14 protein-coding genes, 1 tRNA gene and 2 pseudogenes are annotated in these 20994 nt (G+C 37.0%); 4 read left to right on the forward strand and 13 right to left on the reverse strand.

Annotation, left to right across the window (positions count from 1 at the left end; all coding sequences use genetic code 11):
- Positions 1–73: 73 nt before the first annotated feature.
- The 7 genes and pseudogenes from BkAM31D_RS12730 to hutP all read right to left on the reverse strand — a co-directional run bounded on the left by BkAM31D_RS12730 (position 74) and on the right by hutP (position 8780).
- Entirely contained in the window at positions 74–1105 is a 1032-nt protein-coding gene (locus BkAM31D_RS12730) for a glycosyltransferase (RefSeq protein WP_084371969.1), read from the reverse strand.
- Positions 1086–2987: a selenocysteine-specific translation elongation factor gene (gene selB / locus BkAM31D_RS12735; RefSeq protein ID WP_066151066.1), complete on the reverse strand. Its 1902-nt coding sequence runs from the start codon at positions 2985–2987 to the stop codon at positions 1086–1088. Before selB ends, BkAM31D_RS12730 begins: the two co-directional genes overlap by 20 nt.
- A gap of 228 nt (positions 2988–3215) precedes the next feature.
- Complete coding sequence (locus BkAM31D_RS12740; RefSeq protein WP_066149818.1) at positions 3216–3527, reverse strand: hypothetical protein; 312 nt, start codon at positions 3525–3527, stop codon at positions 3216–3218.
- Between the two features lie 191 nt (positions 3528–3718).
- Positions 3719–4999 (reverse strand): imidazolonepropionase, encoded by a 1281-nt coding sequence (gene hutI, locus BkAM31D_RS12745; RefSeq protein WP_066149820.1) that lies wholly within the window; start codon positions 4997–4999, stop codon positions 3719–3721.
- Between the two features lie 115 nt (positions 5000–5114).
- A pseudogene (gene hutU / locus BkAM31D_RS12750) lies at positions 5115–6682 on the reverse strand (urocanate hydratase); the annotation flags it as partial.
- A gap of 12 nt (positions 6683–6694) precedes the next feature.
- Positions 6695–8215, reverse strand: coding sequence for a histidine ammonia-lyase (gene hutH, locus BkAM31D_RS12755; RefSeq protein ID WP_066149825.1), 1521 nt, complete (start codon positions 8213–8215; stop codon positions 6695–6697).
- Positions 8216–8336: 121 nt separating this feature from the next.
- Positions 8337–8780 (reverse strand): histidine utilization transcription antiterminator HutP, encoded by a 444-nt coding sequence (gene hutP, locus BkAM31D_RS12760; RefSeq protein WP_066149831.1) that lies wholly within the window; start codon positions 8778–8780, stop codon positions 8337–8339.
- Positions 8781–8961: 181 nt separating this feature from the next.
- Here hutP and BkAM31D_RS23615 point away from each other — a divergent pair.
- Positions 8962–9058 (forward strand) — tRNA-Sec (locus BkAM31D_RS23615).
- A 259-nt stretch (positions 9059–9317) separates the two neighbouring features.
- Here the strand turns inward: BkAM31D_RS23615 and BkAM31D_RS12765 are convergent.
- The 6 genes and pseudogenes from BkAM31D_RS12765 to BkAM31D_RS12790 form a co-directional block, all read right to left on the reverse strand.
- The gene (locus tag BkAM31D_RS12765; RefSeq protein ID WP_066149834.1) at positions 9318–10757 is read right to left on the reverse strand and encodes a UDP-N-acetylmuramoyl-L-alanyl-D-glutamate--2,6-diaminopimelate ligase; all 1440 of its coding nucleotides are present in this window, start codon (positions 10755–10757) and stop codon (positions 9318–9320) included.
- A 202-nt stretch (positions 10758–10959) separates the two neighbouring features.
- Positions 10960–12342: a YjiH family protein gene (locus tag BkAM31D_RS12770; protein ID WP_066149837.1), complete on the reverse strand. Its 1383-nt coding sequence runs from the start codon at positions 12340–12342 to the stop codon at positions 10960–10962.
- A gap of 33 nt (positions 12343–12375) precedes the next feature.
- Positions 12376–13280: pseudogene (gene rocF / locus BkAM31D_RS12775) on the reverse strand (arginase).
- Between the two features lie 403 nt (positions 13281–13683).
- Entirely contained in the window at positions 13684–14304 is a 621-nt protein-coding gene (locus BkAM31D_RS12780) for an SGNH/GDSL hydrolase family protein (RefSeq protein ID WP_066149846.1), read from the reverse strand.
- 312 nt (positions 14305–14616) lie between these two features.
- Complete coding sequence (locus BkAM31D_RS12785) at positions 14617–16446, reverse strand: YhgE/Pip domain-containing protein (RefSeq protein ID WP_306807391.1); 1830 nt, start codon at positions 16444–16446, stop codon at positions 14617–14619.
- Positions 16443–18503, reverse strand: a complete 2061-nt coding sequence (locus BkAM31D_RS12790; protein WP_066149851.1) for an efflux RND transporter permease subunit — start codon at positions 18501–18503, stop codon at positions 16443–16445. The genes BkAM31D_RS12785 and BkAM31D_RS12790 overlap by 4 nt, the downstream gene beginning before the upstream one ends.
- A gap of 156 nt (positions 18504–18659) precedes the next feature.
- On the opposite strand from BkAM31D_RS12790, the gene BkAM31D_RS12795 reads away from it, so the two are divergent.
- From BkAM31D_RS12795 to BkAM31D_RS12805, 3 genes are all read left to right on the forward strand, one after another.
- On the forward strand, positions 18660–19226 hold the full coding sequence (locus BkAM31D_RS12795; protein ID WP_157076745.1) for a TetR/AcrR family transcriptional regulator: 567 nt from the start codon (positions 18660–18662) through the stop codon (positions 19224–19226).
- A gap of 112 nt (positions 19227–19338) precedes the next feature.
- Positions 19339–20016: an N-acetylmuramoyl-L-alanine amidase family protein gene (locus BkAM31D_RS12800; RefSeq protein ID WP_066149854.1), complete on the forward strand. Its 678-nt coding sequence runs from the start codon at positions 19339–19341 to the stop codon at positions 20014–20016.
- A 246-nt stretch (positions 20017–20262) separates the two neighbouring features.
- A complete protein-coding gene (locus BkAM31D_RS12805) occupies positions 20263–20766 on the forward strand; it encodes a hypothetical protein (protein WP_066149859.1) in 504 nt (167 codons plus the stop codon).
- Positions 20767–20994 lie beyond the last annotated feature (228 nt).

Here is a 20994-nt window from a genome sequence, read left to right on the forward strand (position 1 = left end):
ACTCTCCACCTTTTGCTTTCTTTTTTAAAGTAAAATTTACCACTATTCGTTTTAAGATGTAAAGTAACTTGTCTTAAGATAAACAGTGCGTATACACTTCTAAATATTGTTCCATCTCTTTCTCAAGAGAATGATGTTCTCTAACATACCTTGCAGCATGTTGACAGATGTCATTTCTTTTTTCAATCGATTTAACAATCTTCACTAACTTATGTGTAAATTCAGCTGGGTTCTCAAATAACACACCTGTCTTGAAATCTTCAATGACACTCGCGTTTCCAGCGTTATTTCTCGCAAAGACCATTTTACCAAGTGACATTGCCTCAAGGACGGCAGCTGACTGACCTTCAGAAATCGAAGTATTTAAAACATAATCAGCTTTCTCGTATATGCCAACCATTTCTTCAATAGGAATTTCCTTTAAATAATGAAACCACTTGTGCTGTTTTTCTTTCATTAAGACATCTTTATACAGACTGTCATCAAGGGCTGGTCCAACAAGATAGAAAGCTAAATCAGGCCAGATGTTTTGCAAACTTTGCAACTCGTCCCATAAATAAAAAATATCTTTAACAGGTCGTAACCCGGCAGGCAAAAGAAATGTTGGAAAACCATCTAACTCATCTGTTTCAACTTCACTTTTGGGTAGTTCAACACTTTGAGGTATAACGAAAATTCGATCTTGAAGCTTGTCATTCGCCTCTATAATTTTTCGCTTGCCATCGTTACTAAATACGGTGATTCCACAAGATTTATCAGCAACTGCATTCATCAGTTTTGCTGCTTCAGGATCCTTTAAATCTTCGTTCACATCCGTTCCACCAGACGTTAGAATATAAGGCTTGTTAATGACTAAATGAGGAAGGTGTGTAAACCATTCTGCAAATCGTTTCAAGTGCAAAATATGATAAAGATCAGCTCTAAGGAAATGATCTTCCCACTTTTCATTCCACTCTTGTTCCTCATACGCAAAGACCCATACGGTAATACCCCAATCTTTAAGTCCTTTAACAATTCGCTTAGCAGTCGTCGCGTTCCCACGATTTTGCTCATAATAAGGAGTAAAAAACAAAATGCTAGGTTGATTAACTGAGCCAATTTTCAATTTCAGTCACTCTCCATTTCCGATCTTGCTCCTTACGAACCGTTAACCCTAACTGATCTAACTTTTCGAGAAACGGTACTAAATATTTTCTTGATAAACCCGTGATCTCTTTTGCTTCTTTCAATGTGAATGTATCATTTGTTTGTTCATACAAGCTTTTGACCGCTTTAGTGAATGGGTCCGTGTGAATAGAAAGCTTTTCATCAATTTGATAAAGATACTTTTGCTGATGAAAATAAAACACTAGTTCTTCATGCAATTCTTTCGGTATTTGTTGGTTCGCCAAATGCTCTTGTAACGCCGTTACCTTTAGTCCTTCTTCTCTAATTATCTTTAACACTTGAGCAACACGCTTTTCCCACTTCGCTGGTGGATGCGGAAAGTGTCTAGAACTCGCAACAAATGGACCATAAACAACCAAGTTACGATTTGTCTCTAGTTCCAATATCCATTCAACAAGACGTTTTGGATAAGTCGGTTCATATGTTTGAATAATCTCGGCTTTCTTCATTCCTTGACGAAGTGGAAATTTAGCATGATAACGCTCTAAATCAGCTTGAATGAACTCTTTAAGTGACTCCAAAACCTGTTCACTAGTAACTTCACCAGAAGGCAATGTTATAAACTTATCCCGCTCATTTAATAGGTGGACTAATTCCTCTTCTGAGAGATTAATTTCTTTACTTAAAGCTTTCACTGTTATCATTTTCTTATCCGTTATAAGCTGGAAAACTCTTTCTTCTGGGGTTGCAACCATTTTTTCTTTGAGATTTGAAACCGTCTCTTGTCCAAATCGATATTTCTTTCCATTAGGATCAATAACGAAGCCCCCACCTATTGTTTCGGTTGGAGTTGGACGTCTAATAATAAAACGATCTCCACGTCTTGTAACAACCGGTTCGTTTAAGCGGAGCTGGCAAACGACTTCTACATTTCCATCTACCAATTCATTTCGATCAAAGAAAACAATTTTCCCATATACTTCCGAGGTCCCAATATGTAATTTAACTGCGCCTCGCTGCTTAATATCATAACGAAGCTTAGACACAGTAGTAAGAGCTACATCAATCGTCTGTGTTGTTTCATAGAATCCACTAGCAACCAGGACATCTCCCCGCTTGATTTCCTCTTTCGAAACACCGCCAACATTGATAGCAACCCGCTGACCAGCGCGTCCTGATTCACGAGGTTGATGATGCACTTGTAACTGTCTAGCTCTGACCCGAATTTTTTGCGGCAATAGCTCAAGTGTTGCACCTTCATTCACTGTACCTTCATAGACCGTCCCGCGTACAATAGTACCTTGTCCATGTACAGTAAATACTTGATCTATTGGCAGTCGGAAAGCGCCGCTAGCATCACGGCTCGCACGACCTTCTAACTCTTTTATAATTCCTTTTTTAAGATCCTCGATCCCTATTTGCTTGAGACTATCTACAAAGAAAAGTGGGCTTTCTTCTAAAAAAGTCCCCTCAACACTTTCTCTAATATCGAGCTCAACTAACTCCTGCATTTCTTTATCAATACGATCTATTTTAGTTACGACAATAAGACCATTCTCAATTCCTAATAGTCGAAGAATATCCATATGCTCACGCGTCTGCGGCATAACTCCTTCATCACCAGCCACAACTAACATTACTAAGTCAATACCCGCGACACCAGCAATCATTTGCCGAATAAAACGCTCATGACCGGGAACATCAATTAATGAAACTTCCATATCCTCATTTAACTTTAACGGTGCATAGCCAAGCTCAATCGAAATATTCCTCTCTTTCTCTTCCTTTAATCGGTCTGTATCGATATTTGTTAACACCTTTGTTAAAGTTGTTTTGCCATGGTCTATATGGCCTGCCATCCCAATTGTATAATGATTCATCACCAATTTTCCCTTCTATTCACCATTAATCACATTGTTTTATCATACTATATCAGGATTATCGAGACAAAAGAAAAAGTCGAAGGTAGTTTCTCAGAGGCCGCCATGTAAACAATTATCTAGTATAGGTTAAAAAGAAACTACCTGTTTTTCACCTCAAATGAAAAACAGGTAGCGAGTGAACATTCTATAGTAGGCTGAAACGCTTGATATCTTCGTAAATACCTATCAAGGTGCAAAGGGAACAAAGTAACGAAACATTATACTAATAAAAGAAAAAGCTGAAATGGTTGCCATACAGATGATGTGCGAAAGCAAATAAATCCATTTCCTCTTTCCTGATATGTATAATGAAAAGACAAAACCAATTAAAGGAGTTACTAACAAAAAGAACAAACTAAAAGTTATCAACGCATTACCAATAGTTAAGAAAAATGTAGAATTGGAGTCACCAAACGATAAAAAGCTAATCAAAGCAACAAAAAGAGCGACAGAAGAAACTAACGTTACGAGTGCGATTTTCAAAGCATATTTTCTCATTAAAAACTACCCCCTTAACACCATTTATTATTAGCCAACTACAAACATGTTTCACGACATTATAAATCTATTAATTCACTATATGAAATATCCTTTTATTTGTAAAATATAAAAATTAAAAAAAGATGTTACAGTCGATTTCCTTTTGTAACATCTCCTCCATATTAAACTAACTGCCACGTATTGTATGATTATTTTTTTGATACGACAATTGAGTCAGGATGATTGCTTCTCTTTGAAACGATCTCCCCCCTCTTAATGACTGTGTTTGCATGATTGACTCCATAATGATACGGGAGGTACTGATAGTTTGGTACATCCCAAATCACTAGATCAGCTTGGCGACCTATAACTAGTTGACCGGCAACATCGCCGCGATTAATGGCGTGTGCGGCATTGATCGTTACTGCGTTCCAAATTTCTTCAGGTGTCATTTTTAATTTTAATGCTGCAAACGACATAATCAACTGGAGATTCTCTGTCGGGCAGCTGCCTGGATTAAAGTCAGTCGCTAGTGCAACGATTACACCTTCATCAATCATCTTTCTAGCCCGTGCAAACGTGTCTTTCCCAAGATAAAAAGTTGTTCCAGGTAATAAGACAGCAATGGTTCCTGATTCAGCCAACCGTTTTATGCCTTCATCAGAGGCACCGACGAGGTGATCGGCTGTTACAGCACACAATTCACAAGCTAATTCTGTACCACCTAAAGGGTCGATTTCATCTGCATGAATTTTCAAATCAAACCCTAACGCCTTTGCCTCTGCTAAATACTTTCTTGATTGCTCTACTGTAAATACACCTGTTTCTGTAAAAATATCTACAAATTCAGCGAGCTCTTCTGTTTTTATTTGACCAAGGATTGCTAGCATCTCTTGCAAAAAGGCTTCAGGTTCTTCTTTATACTCTTTTGGAATCGCATGCGCCCCTAAAAAGGTTGATACTAAATCAATCGAATGCGTTTCATTAAGCTGCTTTGCGACCTTTAATTGTTTTAATTCTGTTTGCCGATCTAGACCATAGCCACTTTTTGCTTCTATCGTCGTTACTCCATGTGATAGCATTCGATCAAGATGAAATCGGGCCTTTTTATATAAATCCTCTTTTGACACGTCTCTTGTCTTTGTCACAGTTGAAAGAATGCCCCCTCCTTGCTTTAGGATATCAAGATATGGGATTCCTTGCTGTTTTAACGTCATCTCATGTTCACGTGAACCACCAAACACTACATGAGTATGTGGGTCAACTAAGCCAGGTGTGACAAGTTTTCCTTCACAATCAATGATGATGTCAGCCTTAAAGTCATTCCTAGAATCAGACGTTCCGATATAGGCTATCTTTCCTTTCGAGATCGCTACTAACCCATCCTCAATCATAGGCAGCTTCTGCATCTCTTTTCCTGCTCTTGGCCCTAATGACTCCATAGTTAATAATTGACCGATATTTATAAGCAATATATCAACATGTTGCATAAATTTTCATTCCCCCTTAATGGTTCTATTTATTCATTGGGATGACAATCCCTTTCTCTTTTGCGACCTTCTGCGCGAGCTCATAACCAGCGTCTGCATGACGAATGACCCCCATCCCTGGATCTGTAGTCAGGACACGTTCTAACCTTTCTTCTGCTAAATCTGTACCATCTGCAACAACAACCATCCCTGCATGTAGCGAATAACCCATACCAACACCCCCCCGTGGTGAACAGAAACCCAACTTGCACCAGCGGATGTATTAACTAAAGCATTTAGGATCGCCCAATCTCCTACTGCATCACTCCCATCTAGCATCGCCTCTGTCTCACGATTTGGTGAAGCAACGGAACCACAATCCAAATGATCACGTCCAATAACGATCGGTGCCTTTAACTCCCCTTTTTTGACAAGCTCGTTGATCGCCATCCCCATTTTCTTTCGCTCACCATAGCCTAACCAGCAAATTCGTGCTGGCAAACCTTGAAACGACACTTTCTCTTGTGCCATTTCAATCCAGCGAAGGAGCGCTTTGTTTTCAGGAAATAGCTCTTTAATTAATTGATCAGTACGATAGATGTCTTCTGGATCACCCGATAAGGCTACCCAACGAAAAGGTCCTTTTCCTTCACAAAACAATGGACGAATATAAGCTGGGACAAAACCTGGGAAAGAAAATGCATCTTTTACTCCCTCGTCTTTGGCAACTTGACGAATGTTATTACCGTAATCGAATACAATTGAGCCTTTTCTTTGTAAAATCAGCATCGCTTCTACATGCTTTTTCATGCTTTGACATGATAGTTGCACATATCGATTTGGATCATCTTCCCGAAGTTTGCCTGCCTCTTTTAAAGAGAAACCCTCAGGTACGTATCCGTTCAGAGGATCATGCGCACTCGTTTGATCTGTTACAATATCAATATGAACTCCACGGGCAATTATTTCATGATAAATAGCTGCAGCATTGCCAACTAAACCAATAGATAATGACTCCCCTTTCACCCTTGCACCTTGTGCCCACGCTAACGCATCATCTAGAGAGTCTGTAATTCGGTCACAGTATTTTGTGTCAATTCGCTTCTCAATTCGCTCACGGTCGACATCAACGGCAATCACAACACCGCCGTTCATTGTGACTGCTAGTGGTTGAGCGCCGCCCATTCCCCCAAGGCCTGCCGTAAGTGTCAAAGTTCCAGCTAGACTATTACCAAAGTGCTGTCGAGCAATCTCAGCAAATGTTTCATAGGTTCCTTGTAAGATGCCTTGTGTTCCAATGTAGATCCAACTTCCTGCTGTCATCTGCCCATACATCATTAGTCCTTCTTTGTCGAGCTTATTAAAATGTTCCCAATTTGCCCACTTTGGGACTAAAACTGAATTAGATAACAAAACGCGTGGTACATGACGATGTGTCTTAAACATACCAACTGGTTTTCCTGATTGGATGAGCAATGTTTCATCCGCTTCTAATTGCTTTAAAGCTTTAACAATCGCATCAAATGATTCCCAATTTCTCGCTGCCTTTCCAATTCCACCATAAACGATTAAATCTTCTGGTTTTTCAGCGACCTCAGGATCAAGATTATTGCAGAGCATCCTTAGAACCGCTTCTTGCTCCCAACCTTTGCATTCTTTTTCTGTTCCTTTTTTTGCTTGAATCATGCTTTTATTAAACTTCATCGCACTCTCTCCTTATAATTGAATTTCATCTTTCGTTTTTTCATGAAACAAGAATAAATCTTCTTTCAACCAATGATTAAGAGTTTCTATATCTTTTGAGAAAACTCTGTCATTTGTTATCGATGGAACTTGCTTCCGTGCTATTTCTAAAAACTGTTTAGTCGAAGAAGCCAGCTTATTCGTTCCTCTTATTTCCATCGCTTGCATTGCACAAATTGCTTCAATCGACAAGACACGGCGAACATTTGAAATAATTTGATATGCATGTCTCGAACCAATCGTTCCCATGCTGACATGGTCTTCTTGATTAGCTGATGATGGAATTGAATCGACACTGGCCGGATGAGCTAGTGTCTTATTCTCTGAAACAAGTGATGCTGCTGCATATTGCATAATCATTGCACCCGATTGCAAACCAGGCTTTGGACTTAAAAATGGTGGTAAATCATTCAGTTGTGGATTGACAAGTCGTTCAATTCTCCGTTCAGAGATATTGGCTAATTCTGCCATCGCAATCTTAAGAAAGTCCATTGCAAAAGCTATCGGCTGACCATGAAAATTTCCTCCCGATAACACTTTTTCGCCATCATTGAAAATAAGAGGGTTATCGGTTGCTGCATTCATTTCAATTTCTAGCTTTTCTTTGACATAATTGAGTGTTTGCCAAGTAGCACCGTGCACTTGCGGAATGCAACGAATCGAGTAAGCATCTTGTACTCTCATTTCACCTTGCTTCGTCGTTAATTTGCTATCGGCTAGATACATCCGTATCCGTTTAGCCACTTCGACTTGCTCCTTATAACCTCTTGCAAGATGAATATCCTCATCAAACGCATCAATAATTCCGCGTAATCCTTCAATTGTCATCGCCGCAATTATTTCCGCTTGATATGCTAGTTTTTCTGCCTCTAAGAAAGCTACTACTCCCATCGCTGTCATCGCTTGCGTTCCGTTGATAAGAGCTAAGCCTTCTTTAGCTGACAATGTAATTGGGAAGAGACCTTCTCTCGTTAAAGCGTCAATAGCAGACGTTCTCTTCCCGCGATAATAAACCTCTCCCTCTCCAATTAGTACGAGTGCTAAATGTGAGAGAGGTGCTAGGTCACCACTCGCACCAAGCGAACCTTGCTGTGGTATCACAGGGTGAATTTCCTTATTAATGAGATCTAATAACCTTTCGACAACAATGGGTCTGACCCCTGAAAACCCTTTCAGCAATGCATTCGCTCGAAGCAGTACCATAGCCCTTGAGACAACCTCTGGAAAAGGATCTCCTACCCCACACGCATGCGACCTTATTAAATTTAATTGCAACTCTTCCACATTTTTTTTGTCAATGAACACATCACTAAACTTCCCGAAGCCCGTTGTAATCCCGTATACAATTCGGCCTTCCGCAACGATCTTCTCGACAGCTTTTCTACTCGCTTCTACTTTTTTCAGGCTTTCGTGTGAAGCCATTACTTGTTCTTTATCGTAAAGGACTTTTTTTACTTCCGTTAGATTTAACGTTTGACCATTTAAAGTAACCATTGCTTTTCTCCTTTCATCTCTTTAATAAGATAAAGAGGCAATAGAAAAGGGGACTATATCCATGAAATCAATTTTTTGATTTCAAGATATAGCCCCCTATTCACTAAATAACTATGGGCAGTTATATATGATTAATGCCTAACCCTATTGCCTCGTGCTCCGAACCTTTCACAGGTGCTCCGATTGTTCCATATAAAGACACCGCAAGCCAATCTCCTTCATGCTCGTTCTCGTATGGATTTCCTCTTAGTACAGCAAAGGTTAAACCAACTGTTCGATGGACTGAGCCTAATTGCACTTGACCTCTAGTAACCCCGTGTAATGCCTCTATAATGGCATGGTACAAAGCATGTGACTCCCGATAAACATCTGTTTTAATTATTTGATTTTTCTTAGCTGCCGTTTCAATTGCTGCTACTACTTTATGGGCTTCCATTGAACCAACTTTACCAAGACAAGCCTTCCAATTAGACTTTTCAAGCTTAGAAAGCTGATGTAAAGGATCCTCTGAAAGCAACAAAAGTATTGCATGTCGACCAATTCGACGATCTTTATCTAATCCCATTTACCAACAACTCTTTCACGTTACTAATAAAAATCTAATGTCTACTAACTACTTTAATTGTAAGCGCTTTAATGATTTGTGTCAACAAATTTTTCCAATTAAATATGGTAAATGAAATTTTAGTTATAAGTATCCTTCTTGAAATAATCATTTGAACAAGGTATAATACTCTTTGTCACATGGGGCTGGCTGCGACACTGGTGTTCGTCATGGTCTTCAAAACCACTCGGGAGGCGCGTGCCGTCTCCGGTAGGTTCGATTCCTACACAGTCCCGCCAAAATCTTTTCGCGTCAGAGTTCGTTAAGATTGGCTCTCAAGAGTTTAATTAAATATAAATGACAAAGTCCAACACAGTTTTATAAGAACACTATTAGAACCTGTAGTCACCTAAATAGGGGGCTATTTTTTATATGCTTTAATTTAAATAAATAGATATATGAAAAAATTGTAAGTAACACATAATAAAACTCGTCAGTTAGACGAGCTTTATTATTTCCTCTTTCATTCAAAATACTTTTTTACAAACTCATATTCTTTTAACTCAATACGTTTACGATTGTTTCTCTGTCGTTACGTGTTTGATAACGGTACTCTTCTTGATAATTTTCCGAACCTTTTCCCGTAATGATCATACCATCTCCTTCTTTTAAAAGAGATAGTACATATACTATCGCTTCCGTTCTATCGTCCATAACAACAATATTTTCGTATGGCTTGCTTAGCTCTCTTAATTCTGCCAACATCAGTTCGTTACCTGTCCCATTTAAATCATCCAATGTTAGAAATACATAGTCGCTAAGGCTTTGACTGATTTGAACCATCATTTTTCTTTTGGAACAATCTCTCTTCCCCCTAAAACCAAAAATATGATACAAATTTCGTGCTGTGCATTCTTTTGCTGTATTTAACGCGTACTGAAGACCATCAGGAGTATGCGCATAATCTAAGAATGCCTTTGCACCATTTGGTATTGTTACTTCTTCAAACCTTCCAGGGACGCCTTCAAATGTTTCTAATGCCTCTATTACTTCTTCTGGAGAAAGACCTATCTCTCTTGCACATATATAACTACCTATCGCATTATAAACATTGTGTTCACCTTGGATGTTCATTTTAATGACATATTCTTTCTCATTGTCATCAATCACTAAGTTTACATCAGGAACAGTACTATAAGATTTTAAATAAATTGGTTCTCCGCCCTTAGATTGTCCAAATGAAACCGATGGAACCAACTCTTCAGCTAACTCTTCATGCAATCTCTCTCCCCAAGAACAATAGGTCCCAACGATCCCTTTGCCTTGATCCTTTAGACATTGAAATATTTTTTTCTTAGTTTGATAATAGTCTTCCAGATCTTTGTGGTAATCTAGATGCTCATGACTTAAATTCGTAAAGAGTGCATAATCAAACATGGAACCATGTACACGATATTGATCTAAACCGTGTGATGAAACTTCCATTACGACATATTCATCTTCACTTTCATGAAGCATTTCTTGTAGCAAAATCGCATCCGGAGTAGTTAAATTAGATTCTCTCATTTCTCCATTTATCACATATTCAACTGTTCCTAATCTTGCAACCGATTTTCCATTATGCTCCAAAATATGATGTAACAAATAAGAAGTTGTCGTTTTTCCATTTGTTCCTGTAATACCAATCATTTTATGTTTGTTGTGAGGCTTGTCGTAGAAATGATTTACCAATATTAACAATGCCTTTCTTGAATTATCCACTTTGAAATAAGGAACCGTCACTATCTCCTTGAGGTTCTTTTCCCCAATAATCGCTACAGCTCCATTTTTAATTGCAGACTGAATGAATTTGTGACCATCTGCTTCATATCCTGAAATGGCAACAAATAAGTTCCCATCTTTTATTTTTCTTGAATCGAGTTGAATTCCCGTTATGTCGATATCCTCGTCACATTGTTTTTTTAAGGGTTTTAACAAATCATTTAACGTTTTATTCATGTATTTTCACCCTCGGTAATCGTAATAATAGTAGCTTTATTAATGTGTACAGTTAACGATTAATTTACTCGAGAGTAACAATTTAATTGACAACAAAATATAAAGGTGAAATGTTGCACTATTCGCTTTAGAAACATTTAGATCAAACGAAAAATAAGCGAACGAAAGATCTCCTTAAGCTCGCTTACTCTTTCATTTTCAATTAAAAAATAAGGTGTGCAATTCCTACAATGATCGGCAAAGTAATAAGAGTTCTAATGAGAAAGATTAAGATAAGATCAGTAAACTTTACTGGCAATCTTGAAGCTAGAATTAATCCGCCGATTTCTGACATGTAAATTAATTGCGTGACAGATACACAAGCAATGATAAATCTTGTTAGATCACTTTCAATTCCACTGCCTATAACTGCAGGCAAAAACATATCAGCAAAACCAACGACCATTGTTTGCGCTGCTGCATGAGCCTCAGGCACTTGCAGTAAAGTAAGGATTGGGACAAATGGAGCACTTACAATAGCAAACAGTGACGTATGTTCAGCTAGAATGAGCGCCGTTGTACCAATCGCCATAATAACTGGTAATACAGTAAACCACATATCCAATACGTTTTTTAAGCCACCTTTAAAAGTACTAGCTGCACTATTATTTTGGTGAGCTCTTTTCAAAGCTTTTGATAAGCCATATGAAAATGGATTTTGTCCTTTTAATGAGTTTTCATCAAACCTTGCTTTGTTTTCAGTAACATATGTATCTGACTTTCGAGATAGTGGTGGAATTCTCGGCAGAATAATGGCAGCCGTAATCCCTGCTACAACAATCGTAAAATAGAATGCAAGAAATAAATGTTCTAAATCCATATAAGTTAAGATTACGATACTAAATGTAATCGAGACTACAGAAAAAGTCGTACAAATGACCGCCGCTTCTCTCTTCGTATAAAAACCTTCTTCGTATTGTTTATTTGTTAGTAACACACCAATTGTTCCATCTCCCATCCAAGAAGCTAAACAATCAATAGAAGAACGGCCAGGAAGCGTAAATAACGGTCTCATAATTTTATTGAAAAGTACACCAAATAGTTCCAATAAACCAAAATTTAATAGCAACGGTAGAAATAATCCAGCAAATAAAAAGATTGTAAATAGTAAAGGAAGAAGTTCATATAATAATAATCCACCTGTATCCTCCGACCACACCACTTCAGGACCTACTTGAAGCAAAGTCATAACCGCGAACATAAATCCAATTATTCTAACTAACAACCAGATAGGATGAACAAGGAACAATCCTTTTAAAAAACTACTCTTAATCAAAAAATTAGGTTTCCATATCGTTGCGGCACAGGACATCATGATAATAAATGCTAAAATGGTTGTTAAGATCAAAGGTAAAGTTTCTATTAATAGACCTTCCAACAGCTTGGCCATAAAAGCTACAGGTATTGTTATACGACCATCTATTTGGATTGGTATCATAAACAAACCTATACCTAGCAAGGAAGGTATAAGAAATAATAAGTAGTCTTTTAAATCATTACTTTTTTCTTCTTCATGTTTTTTTACTTTTACCTCTTCTAATGCCATTAAACATCCCCCTTAGTATCTTAATTTACAAGATTAAAGTAATTTCTTTCCTAATAAGGATGTAACTAAAGCAACCGCCACATCAGCTGTTTGATTTCTATTATCTAGAATTGGGTTTATTTCTACAAATTCTGCAGAGGTAATTAATTCTGATTCAGCTAACAATTCTAGTGCTAATTGACTTTCCCTATATGAAATTCCACCAAGTACAGGTGTTCCTACTCCAGGCGCTTCTAATGGATCAATTCCATCTAAGTCAAAACTTAAATGTACTCCATCTGTACGACTAGCTAGATAATCGATCGTTTCTTCAATGACCCTCGTCATTCCAAGTCGATCTATTTCATGCATTGTATAAACTTTTATCCCTTTTTCCTTAATTAATTGTCTTTCCCCATCATCTATTGAACGAGCACCAATAATGACAATATTTTCAGGATTTATTTTTGGTATAATATCCCCTATCTCTGTCAACCTCTCATGTCCGACTCCTATGTTAACAGCTAAAGGCATTCCATGGATATTACCAGATGGAGACGTCTTATCTGTGTTTAAATCAGGATGTGCATCATACCAAATGACCCCAAGATTGTTATAACATTTTCTAATACCTGCAATTGAACCAATACTTATACTATGGTCCCCCCTAGAATTAGCGGGAAACTTTGCTCAGATTCTATGTTTTCAACACCTTTACACAGTTCTTTGCTAACTTTAATAACTTCCTCCAAGTTTCTTAATTGACCTGCTTCTTTTTCACTAGCAGCTGGGCGATTGATTGGAATATCGCCATAGTCTTTCACGTCGTAACCTAATGATTCGATTTCTTCAATTAACCCAGCATACCTCATCGCACTTGGTCCCATATCGACTCCACGGCGCTTTTGTCCTAAGTCCATAGGTACACCTATTATTGATACTTTATCAAATTTTTTCATAGTTACTACACTCCTCAGAAATTAAAGTGACTTACGTGTAATAATACGAATGCAATAACTATGCCAAAGCCGAAACATACAAAACGCTATGAAATCTATTTATATAAACTGAATCGCAATAAAAATATTAGTCTAATAGGCAAAAAACCTATCTATTTGTCAATTTTTTTGACTATTAGATAGGTTTTTTAACAAATATTGATATTAAAGAGCTGTGCATTTGACACAAACCATTTCAATACAGTGGAGAAACTTAAAATTTATGTATAACGTCACTTTGTTATTCATTTATCCTTTCTCCTCAATTAATTCCCAACCTAAAAAAGAAACACATTTTATTTATGTGTTCCTGTGGGGTTATCGATTTTACACTTTTATAATGCAAAATAGATAAGGGTATATTCTACTTTAATAATCCTTCAACCGCTTTAAGCCACGTTTTAGCCATTAACATATTTCCGATTGAACTCATATGAACACTATCAGTTGTCAACTGATGTGTTGAACCAGATTGTAAAAAAATAATAAACGCTTGATGAGTCGGGATAACAGTTGCTTTAAAATGATCAGCCAGCTCATTTACAATTTTCACATAATCTATTAACAATTTATTCCCTGTTGAATCAATTTGCTCACCAATGATTGTTGGTTCCATGAGTATGATCTTTGCATTCGTTTGTTCTTGTACTTTTGTTACTAAATCTATGTAATGACTTTTAAATAATTCTGGTGTTACTTGTTCTAGGTCGGGACGGTCAAGTTGTCTCCAAACATCATTAATTCCTATTGAAATAGATACAAAATCAGGCTTATGGTTGAGTACATCTTCTTGCCATCTTGCTACAAGGTCGGTAATGCGATTCCCACTTATTCCAACATTTACAAACTGAAAAGGTATAGCAGGATAAGATGCTAGTAAATAATCACGCACAAGACGTACATAACCAGTCCCTAGTCCTTCCTGATCTTCTAATCTGCCACAATCTGTGATGCTATCTCCAATAAATAATATCTTCACTTTCAATTATGAACATCCTCTCATTCATAGACTTTTTTCTCCTGTTCAAATTTTTCAACTCTTTGATTACTAACCATCAATACATTAGCCAATAAGACAATGCAACTGGCCAAATTCTTAATTAGCTTTGATAACTTCAACAATTCCTTTCCTTTCTCCTTCTTCACTAATATAGATGACTTAAACAAAATCGCAAGCCAAGCTTCATAACTAGTGTTGAAAATCTAATTTACTAGAGAAAGCCATAATTAAAGGGAACTTCGAATAACAGAAGTTCCCTTTAGTATCAATTATATGTCTTTTGTTAAAACTTTATTTTCACGAAAACAAATCCTTTAACCGACCCCAAAATCCCTTTTCTTCTTCAATGACTTCTTCCATCGTTTCTTGCTCTTCTTTTTTAACACTCTCCGTTTTAATGACAAATTGAACAGAATTCACTTTTTCATTTTCGCCAGAAACAAAAGAAATAGCCTCAAAATCAGATTTATCATATTCAGAAATCATCTTATCGATTTCTTCTTGGATCTGTTCCGGTAAATCATTTGTTGATTTATAAAGTTCGCCTGTACCATCGAGGAGTTGCCCTACTCCATCTTCTAACTCTGTCGTACCTCCATTTAATTGGACGATGCCTGAATGTAGCTCATGATATGAACTTGATAATGTATCAACACCATTCGTATATTTAATTAAGCCACCATGAAACTGTTCGTAATTGGCAGCAAGCGCTGCAAGTCCTTCTTGTAGTTGAGTCAAACCATCTAATCCATCCATGCCTTCTAATGAAGATGAAAGCCCTTGGGCAATTGAAGTAAGGGTCGTTGCCATCTCCATACTCGCTCCACTTACTTCACCTAATGTCGTATCAACTACTTGCAAGCCTTCTTTTACAGCCGAGTATGTGCCTTTAGCAACACGTGCAGCGGAATACGTTTCAACTAACTGATCGAGTACGGCAGGATCCGCACCACTGCTGTATAAATCGTTTATTTCATTTTCTGAAACGTTATATTCAGGAATATTTCTCATTGCCTCATCCAATGTGGTGAGCACGATTGAATAATTCTCTTGAAGGAGAGATAATCCATTTGCTGTTTCGGTAAGACCATCTGCAATTTGCGACAACCCTTTTGGGAGCTCACTTAATTCGCTCAAGTCAAGTTCGTTGTCGTTTTTCGATATATTTTTCGTGATTGTGGAAAGTGCATCATTAATTGAACTAGATGCCTTAATAAGCTCACTAGAAGCTCCAGTCATTTCTGACATTCCATTTTTATACTGCTCAGAACCATTTCGCAAGCTAATAACGCCATCATTTAATTCAGAGACACCACTCTTTAGGTCAGCCACTCCATCATTAATCTCTTTTATCGCGTCGGTTAACGACTTCATATCCTCTGTCATTTTTTCAGCATCAGGTGCATCAATTGACATAGATGATGGTAGAGCCGCTATCTCAATACCTTCAAATTCAAAGTCCCTCACATCCGCTGTAACAGCAAAGTTTCCTTCTTGTTCAGGCAGCACAGTGAACGTAATTTGCTTATCCGTCCCAGCGTTAGCAATTACTCCATCAGAAGCCTCAATATTTTGGTAGAATTCCGAATCGAGAGTTAAAGAGATTTGCAATAAATAGTTATCGAAAAATATAGTCTCCCCTTGCTCATTTCGGGACGTATTTATAGTAATCTCTAAATGACCATTTTCACCTACATTTTCAGCTGGATTCATTTCCTTCCCATCTAAGAAGTAAACAATTTCAAGGTCCCATGGGAGTTCTAATTCATTCGTGTTTCCTTGATAGTAAAACTTACCTTTTGACGCCTCGATATAGACTTTATCGTCAGTCTGAGTTAGATCAGACAAATCGGTTAAGTTTTTCAAACTATTGTACGAACCATAATCGATTATAGTCCCAGCTTGTGTCACATCTAAAGTATTCACTACGTAAATTTCATTTAATTGACCATTAGCCTGCAAAGTTGCATAGACAACTTCATCTTTTGATGAGATCTTCCCATCCGTTTGTTCATTTACTTTCTCTTCTGTTGAAACTGACTTTTGTGAAGCATCAGCAAGAAATGAAGGTAAGATTAGCATCATTGCTAGCGGAACGATCAATATTCGTTTTTTTCTCATCATCATTTCTCCTTATAAAAGTTTGCTTTATATGTTGATTTTCCAATAATCTTATCCATTATTAATAACAAGGCTGGTAAGAAACAGACGACCATGACAAAAGCTAATAAAGCTCCTCTTCCAAGCAACAATCCGATAGAGGAAACAATTGGATTAGATGACGTAATCCATAAAATAAAGCCTATGCTCGAAAGAATGGCAGCTGAAATTGATATAGAAAACGTTTTTTCATCCAAAGTTTTTTTGACTGCTTGCATCGCAGTCATTTCTTTACGATACTCCTTGTATGCCTCTGTAAATAAAATGGCATAATCTACTGTTGCAGCAAGCTGTACTGTACTAATGATCAAATACCCAACGAATACTAATGAAGTATCCGTAAAATAAGGAACCGATAAATTAATCCAAACAGCAGACTGTATCGTTAAAAGTAACACAACAGGGATGGAAATTGATTTAAACGTAATAAATAATACGATTGCTATCGTCACAACAGTCAACACATTCACAACCGTGTTATCACGTTGCACTGTATTTTTAATATCATATAATGTAACACTTTCTCCTAGGCTAAGCGTCTCATCCCCATAATAATCCGAAGCTATATTCTGAACCTTTTCAACTATTGAAAATGGAAGATCTCCTTCTTTCGCAGCATTAGTGTTTATAATAATCCGACTATAGTTTTCCGAGAAAAATTCATTTGTTATGGATTTATCCAGATACTCTGGCGGGATGACATGACCAACTGCACTAACGTAAGAAATAACACTTGTAACATGATCAAGCTCCTGTATATCCCGAACCAGTTCAGTTTCTTTAGCCAGATCACCTTTAGGAACTAGTATTACGATTGGTGTTAATTCTCCAAAAGCTTCCTCGATTATGAGGAAATCACTACCTGCTCTAGTTGTTTCTGGTTGGTCTCCAAGACCATACGTAAAAGTCGTGTTGCTTTGTGCTAAAAAGGTAGGAATAAGGATAGCAAAAACGATGATTAAACTTGGAATTCTAAGCTTAATGACATGGTTTCCAAACCCTTTAAAACTTGGAACAAAATTTTTGTGAGTAGTTTTATCCATCCATTTATAAAAAACCAACGTTAAAGCTGGTAAAAACACCATCACACTAACAAAACTTAATAAGATCCCTTTCACTAAATTCAATCCAAGGTCAGATCCAATTTCAAAGTTCATTAACATTAAAGCTGTAAAACCAAAAAAGGTAGTTGCTGCACTAGCCGTTATAGCAGGAAAAGACTTCTTCATCGCCAGCTGCATTGCCTCGTTGGGACTATTTGTTTTCTTCCGATACTCATGGAAACTATGCAGAAGAAAAATAGCATAATCTAACGATACCGCGAGTTGCAAAATCGGAGCAACTGATTGAGTAACAAAGGAAACTTCTCCAATCAATATGTTCGTCCCCATATTGATCAACACGGAAACACCTATAGCTGTCAGGAAAAACAAAGGTTCTACCCACGAAGTAGTTGATATAACTAAAATAAAAATGATAATAGGAACGAGTAGTGCTGCTGCATAAAAAGACTCTGTTCCAGCCATTTTCTGTGAGGTAGCTGTATCTAGTGCTTCACCAGCAACTGCATCATCCTCACCAATTAATTCATAGATGGCATCAGTTGCTGTAACTTCGCTTCCTTGGTCAATACTTAAAGAAAACAAGGCATTACCATCTTTATAATAGGATTCAATCATTTCTTGATCGACCATTTCTAATGGAATTGTTAAATCCATCACATTATCAAGCCAAGTGATATCCGATACTCCTTTAATAGAAGCCAACTCTTCTTTATACATAAGTGCTTCCTGTACCGATATATCATGAATCATAACCCTTGTATTAGGAATAGAAGCGGTAAATTCCGTTTCCATAACTTCTAGAGCTTGTGTAGATTGAGCCTCATCTGGTAGATAATCTACCATATTGTAATTAACAGAAACAAAAAATTGCGCTACTGCTGAAATGATTGCAATTAGCACAAAAGTAAATACAATTAGCTTTTTATGTTTTAGAATTCTAGCTGCGATGCCAATATCCATTCACCCTCTCTTGCGTTACACGCATTTTCACCTTACTATTATATAAACACAGTGTTGTTTATTCAACGAACAGTTTCTTATCATTCGTCTAATTGACAACAGATTAGCAAGTTATGTTGGATATCTTTTTAAAATTCTCAAAAAGGATGTTTTATATTGGTTACAAAAATGGACAGACGTAAAAAATATACCCGTATGGTGTTAAAAAACAGCCTAATGACATTATTAAAGAAAAAACAAATATCTGCGATAACGGTAAAAGAAATCTGTGAAATCGCCGACATTAACCGATCCACTTTCTATTCTCATTACTTAGACCACTATGACCTACTCTATAAAATTGAAGAAGAAATTATTGAAGATATGTATAAGACACTAAGTTCATATAACTTTACGAAAGAAGAAGAAACATTACAAATGACCAAAAAAATACTAGAGTATATTGCTTCTAATTATGAGATTTGTCAAACGCTCTTAGGTGAACATGGTGACAGAAGTTTCGAGAAGCGAATCATGGGAATTACTCAACAATTTACAATGAAAAACTGGACAACCTTTAACGATATTGATCCAAAAGCATCAGAATACATTAGTTTATTTATTGTAAGTGGAAGCATTCATGCTATTAAAAGTTGGTTAGACAATGGTATGGATCAATCTCCAACCGAAATGGCCGAAATGATCATAAACTTTACAAATAAAGGGCTCCCTTCTCTCTACTAAACCGAACACCTCTCCATTATTGAAAATTGGAGGGTGTTTTCTTTTTTGTAGAATGATACCATGATAAATTGCAAATAATGAGATCGTTCCTATTTATTGAAGAGGTGAGACCTTGATTAAGTTAAAGAACATATTATACATGATTTCCCTTATCCCCCTTCTTTCCTTGTACTATCCCTTAACAGCACAAGCTGACGTCACACCTTTCTGTGATATTGTCATTGACGTTGGCCATGGTGGGATTGACGGAGGCACGAGCGCAAATGGCATTTTAGAGAAGGACCTTAACTTAGCTGTAGGAATCAAATTGTTTAATGAATTAAACAAAAAGTCCTTTAATGTTGGGATTACAAGAATCGATGATTTTACTTTAAGTGATGATAGTCCTTTTCCAACACTTAGCAGACATTTGCGAGATTTAAAACAGCGGAAGTTAATTGCTGACGAACTCAACCCACAAATGTTTCTCAGCCTCCATGTAAATTGGTCCAAAAATAAAACACTACGCGGGCCTTTGATTATTTACCAAGTGACCGAAAAGAGTTACCAACTAGCTAATCTTATTCAAGATCAATTAAATGATTATTATGGCGTGAAAAAGTATCCTCAAAAAGGGAATCCTTACTTTCTCATGAAGCACTTAGAAATGCCTTCAATTATAGTGGAGTTAGGGTACATTAGTAATTATAAGGATTTTCAAATCTTAACTGAGGAATCTACTCAAGATGAGCTCGCAATGTCGATCGTTCGAGCAATTGAAGAATATATGTTGCTTTATCCCGCAGAATGAGGTTCTTACAATGTTGATTTTGAGTAATTTATAGGTTGCTTGTCGAATATGATAGGGGCTTCGCATGCAAACCTTAAAGAATAAACAACTTTTGCATTTCCAGCAAATACACCTTCTACCTGAGAAAACTAATTCTCATTTTCTCAGGTTCAGCTCTTGCTAGAGGAAGAAAGAATAATAAAATGGTTAAACTCATATAGTCAATTGTAATAATACACCTTACGATGACGAAATGAGGGTTGAAGTATGATCAATTTTGCTTCCTTTCGCGGAATAATTACGATGATCAGTGATTTTGTTACAGGACAAAACGGACCAAACGAAGGTTGCTTCAAAATTATCTCAGTTAATAACGGCAACGGAGCCACGGTTCACTTTGTCGTTTCTCCTTCTACTTACTTTGTTGATCATATTACGGTGCAAGTAGGCGATTTGATAACTGGCTATTATGATGCAGATGCACCTGTACCTCTTATATATCCTCCACAATATCAAGCACTTGTGATCGTTCAAGATAACCCTTACCAAAATGTCAAAGTAGACTATTTTAATAATCAGTTAATAAGCAGTGACGGGCTTTTACAAGTTAATTTGTCGCCATACACCCAAATAGTCCTGACCAATTCACAATCTTTTTCCCGTTCCCCAGCAAACAGAAACTTAATTGTTTTATATGGGCCATCTACAAAAAGCATCCCTGCACAAACAACACCATCAACCATTATTGTCATGTGTTTGTCTAACCCATAGTAAACTTGCTAATTTATATCTCGGTTCTCGCTCTCTTTCACTTAATTAAGTAGATGACCTCAATTGGGGTCATCTACAAATCCTCTTTTAAGCTTAATTCTCTATAGAAGTAGCCATTCACCATTCACGATAACCACCACTCCTTTCTAGTTTACATAATAAAAATAAAGTAAACTGGAATTTTTACCTTGTCTGAATTTTTGTAAATATAAATTTATTTATGATCTA

It is taken from the genome of Halalkalibacter krulwichiae (genome assembly GCF_002109385.1).
Lineage (GTDB): Bacteria > Bacillota > Bacilli > Bacillales > Bacillaceae_D > Halalkalibacter > Halalkalibacter krulwichiae.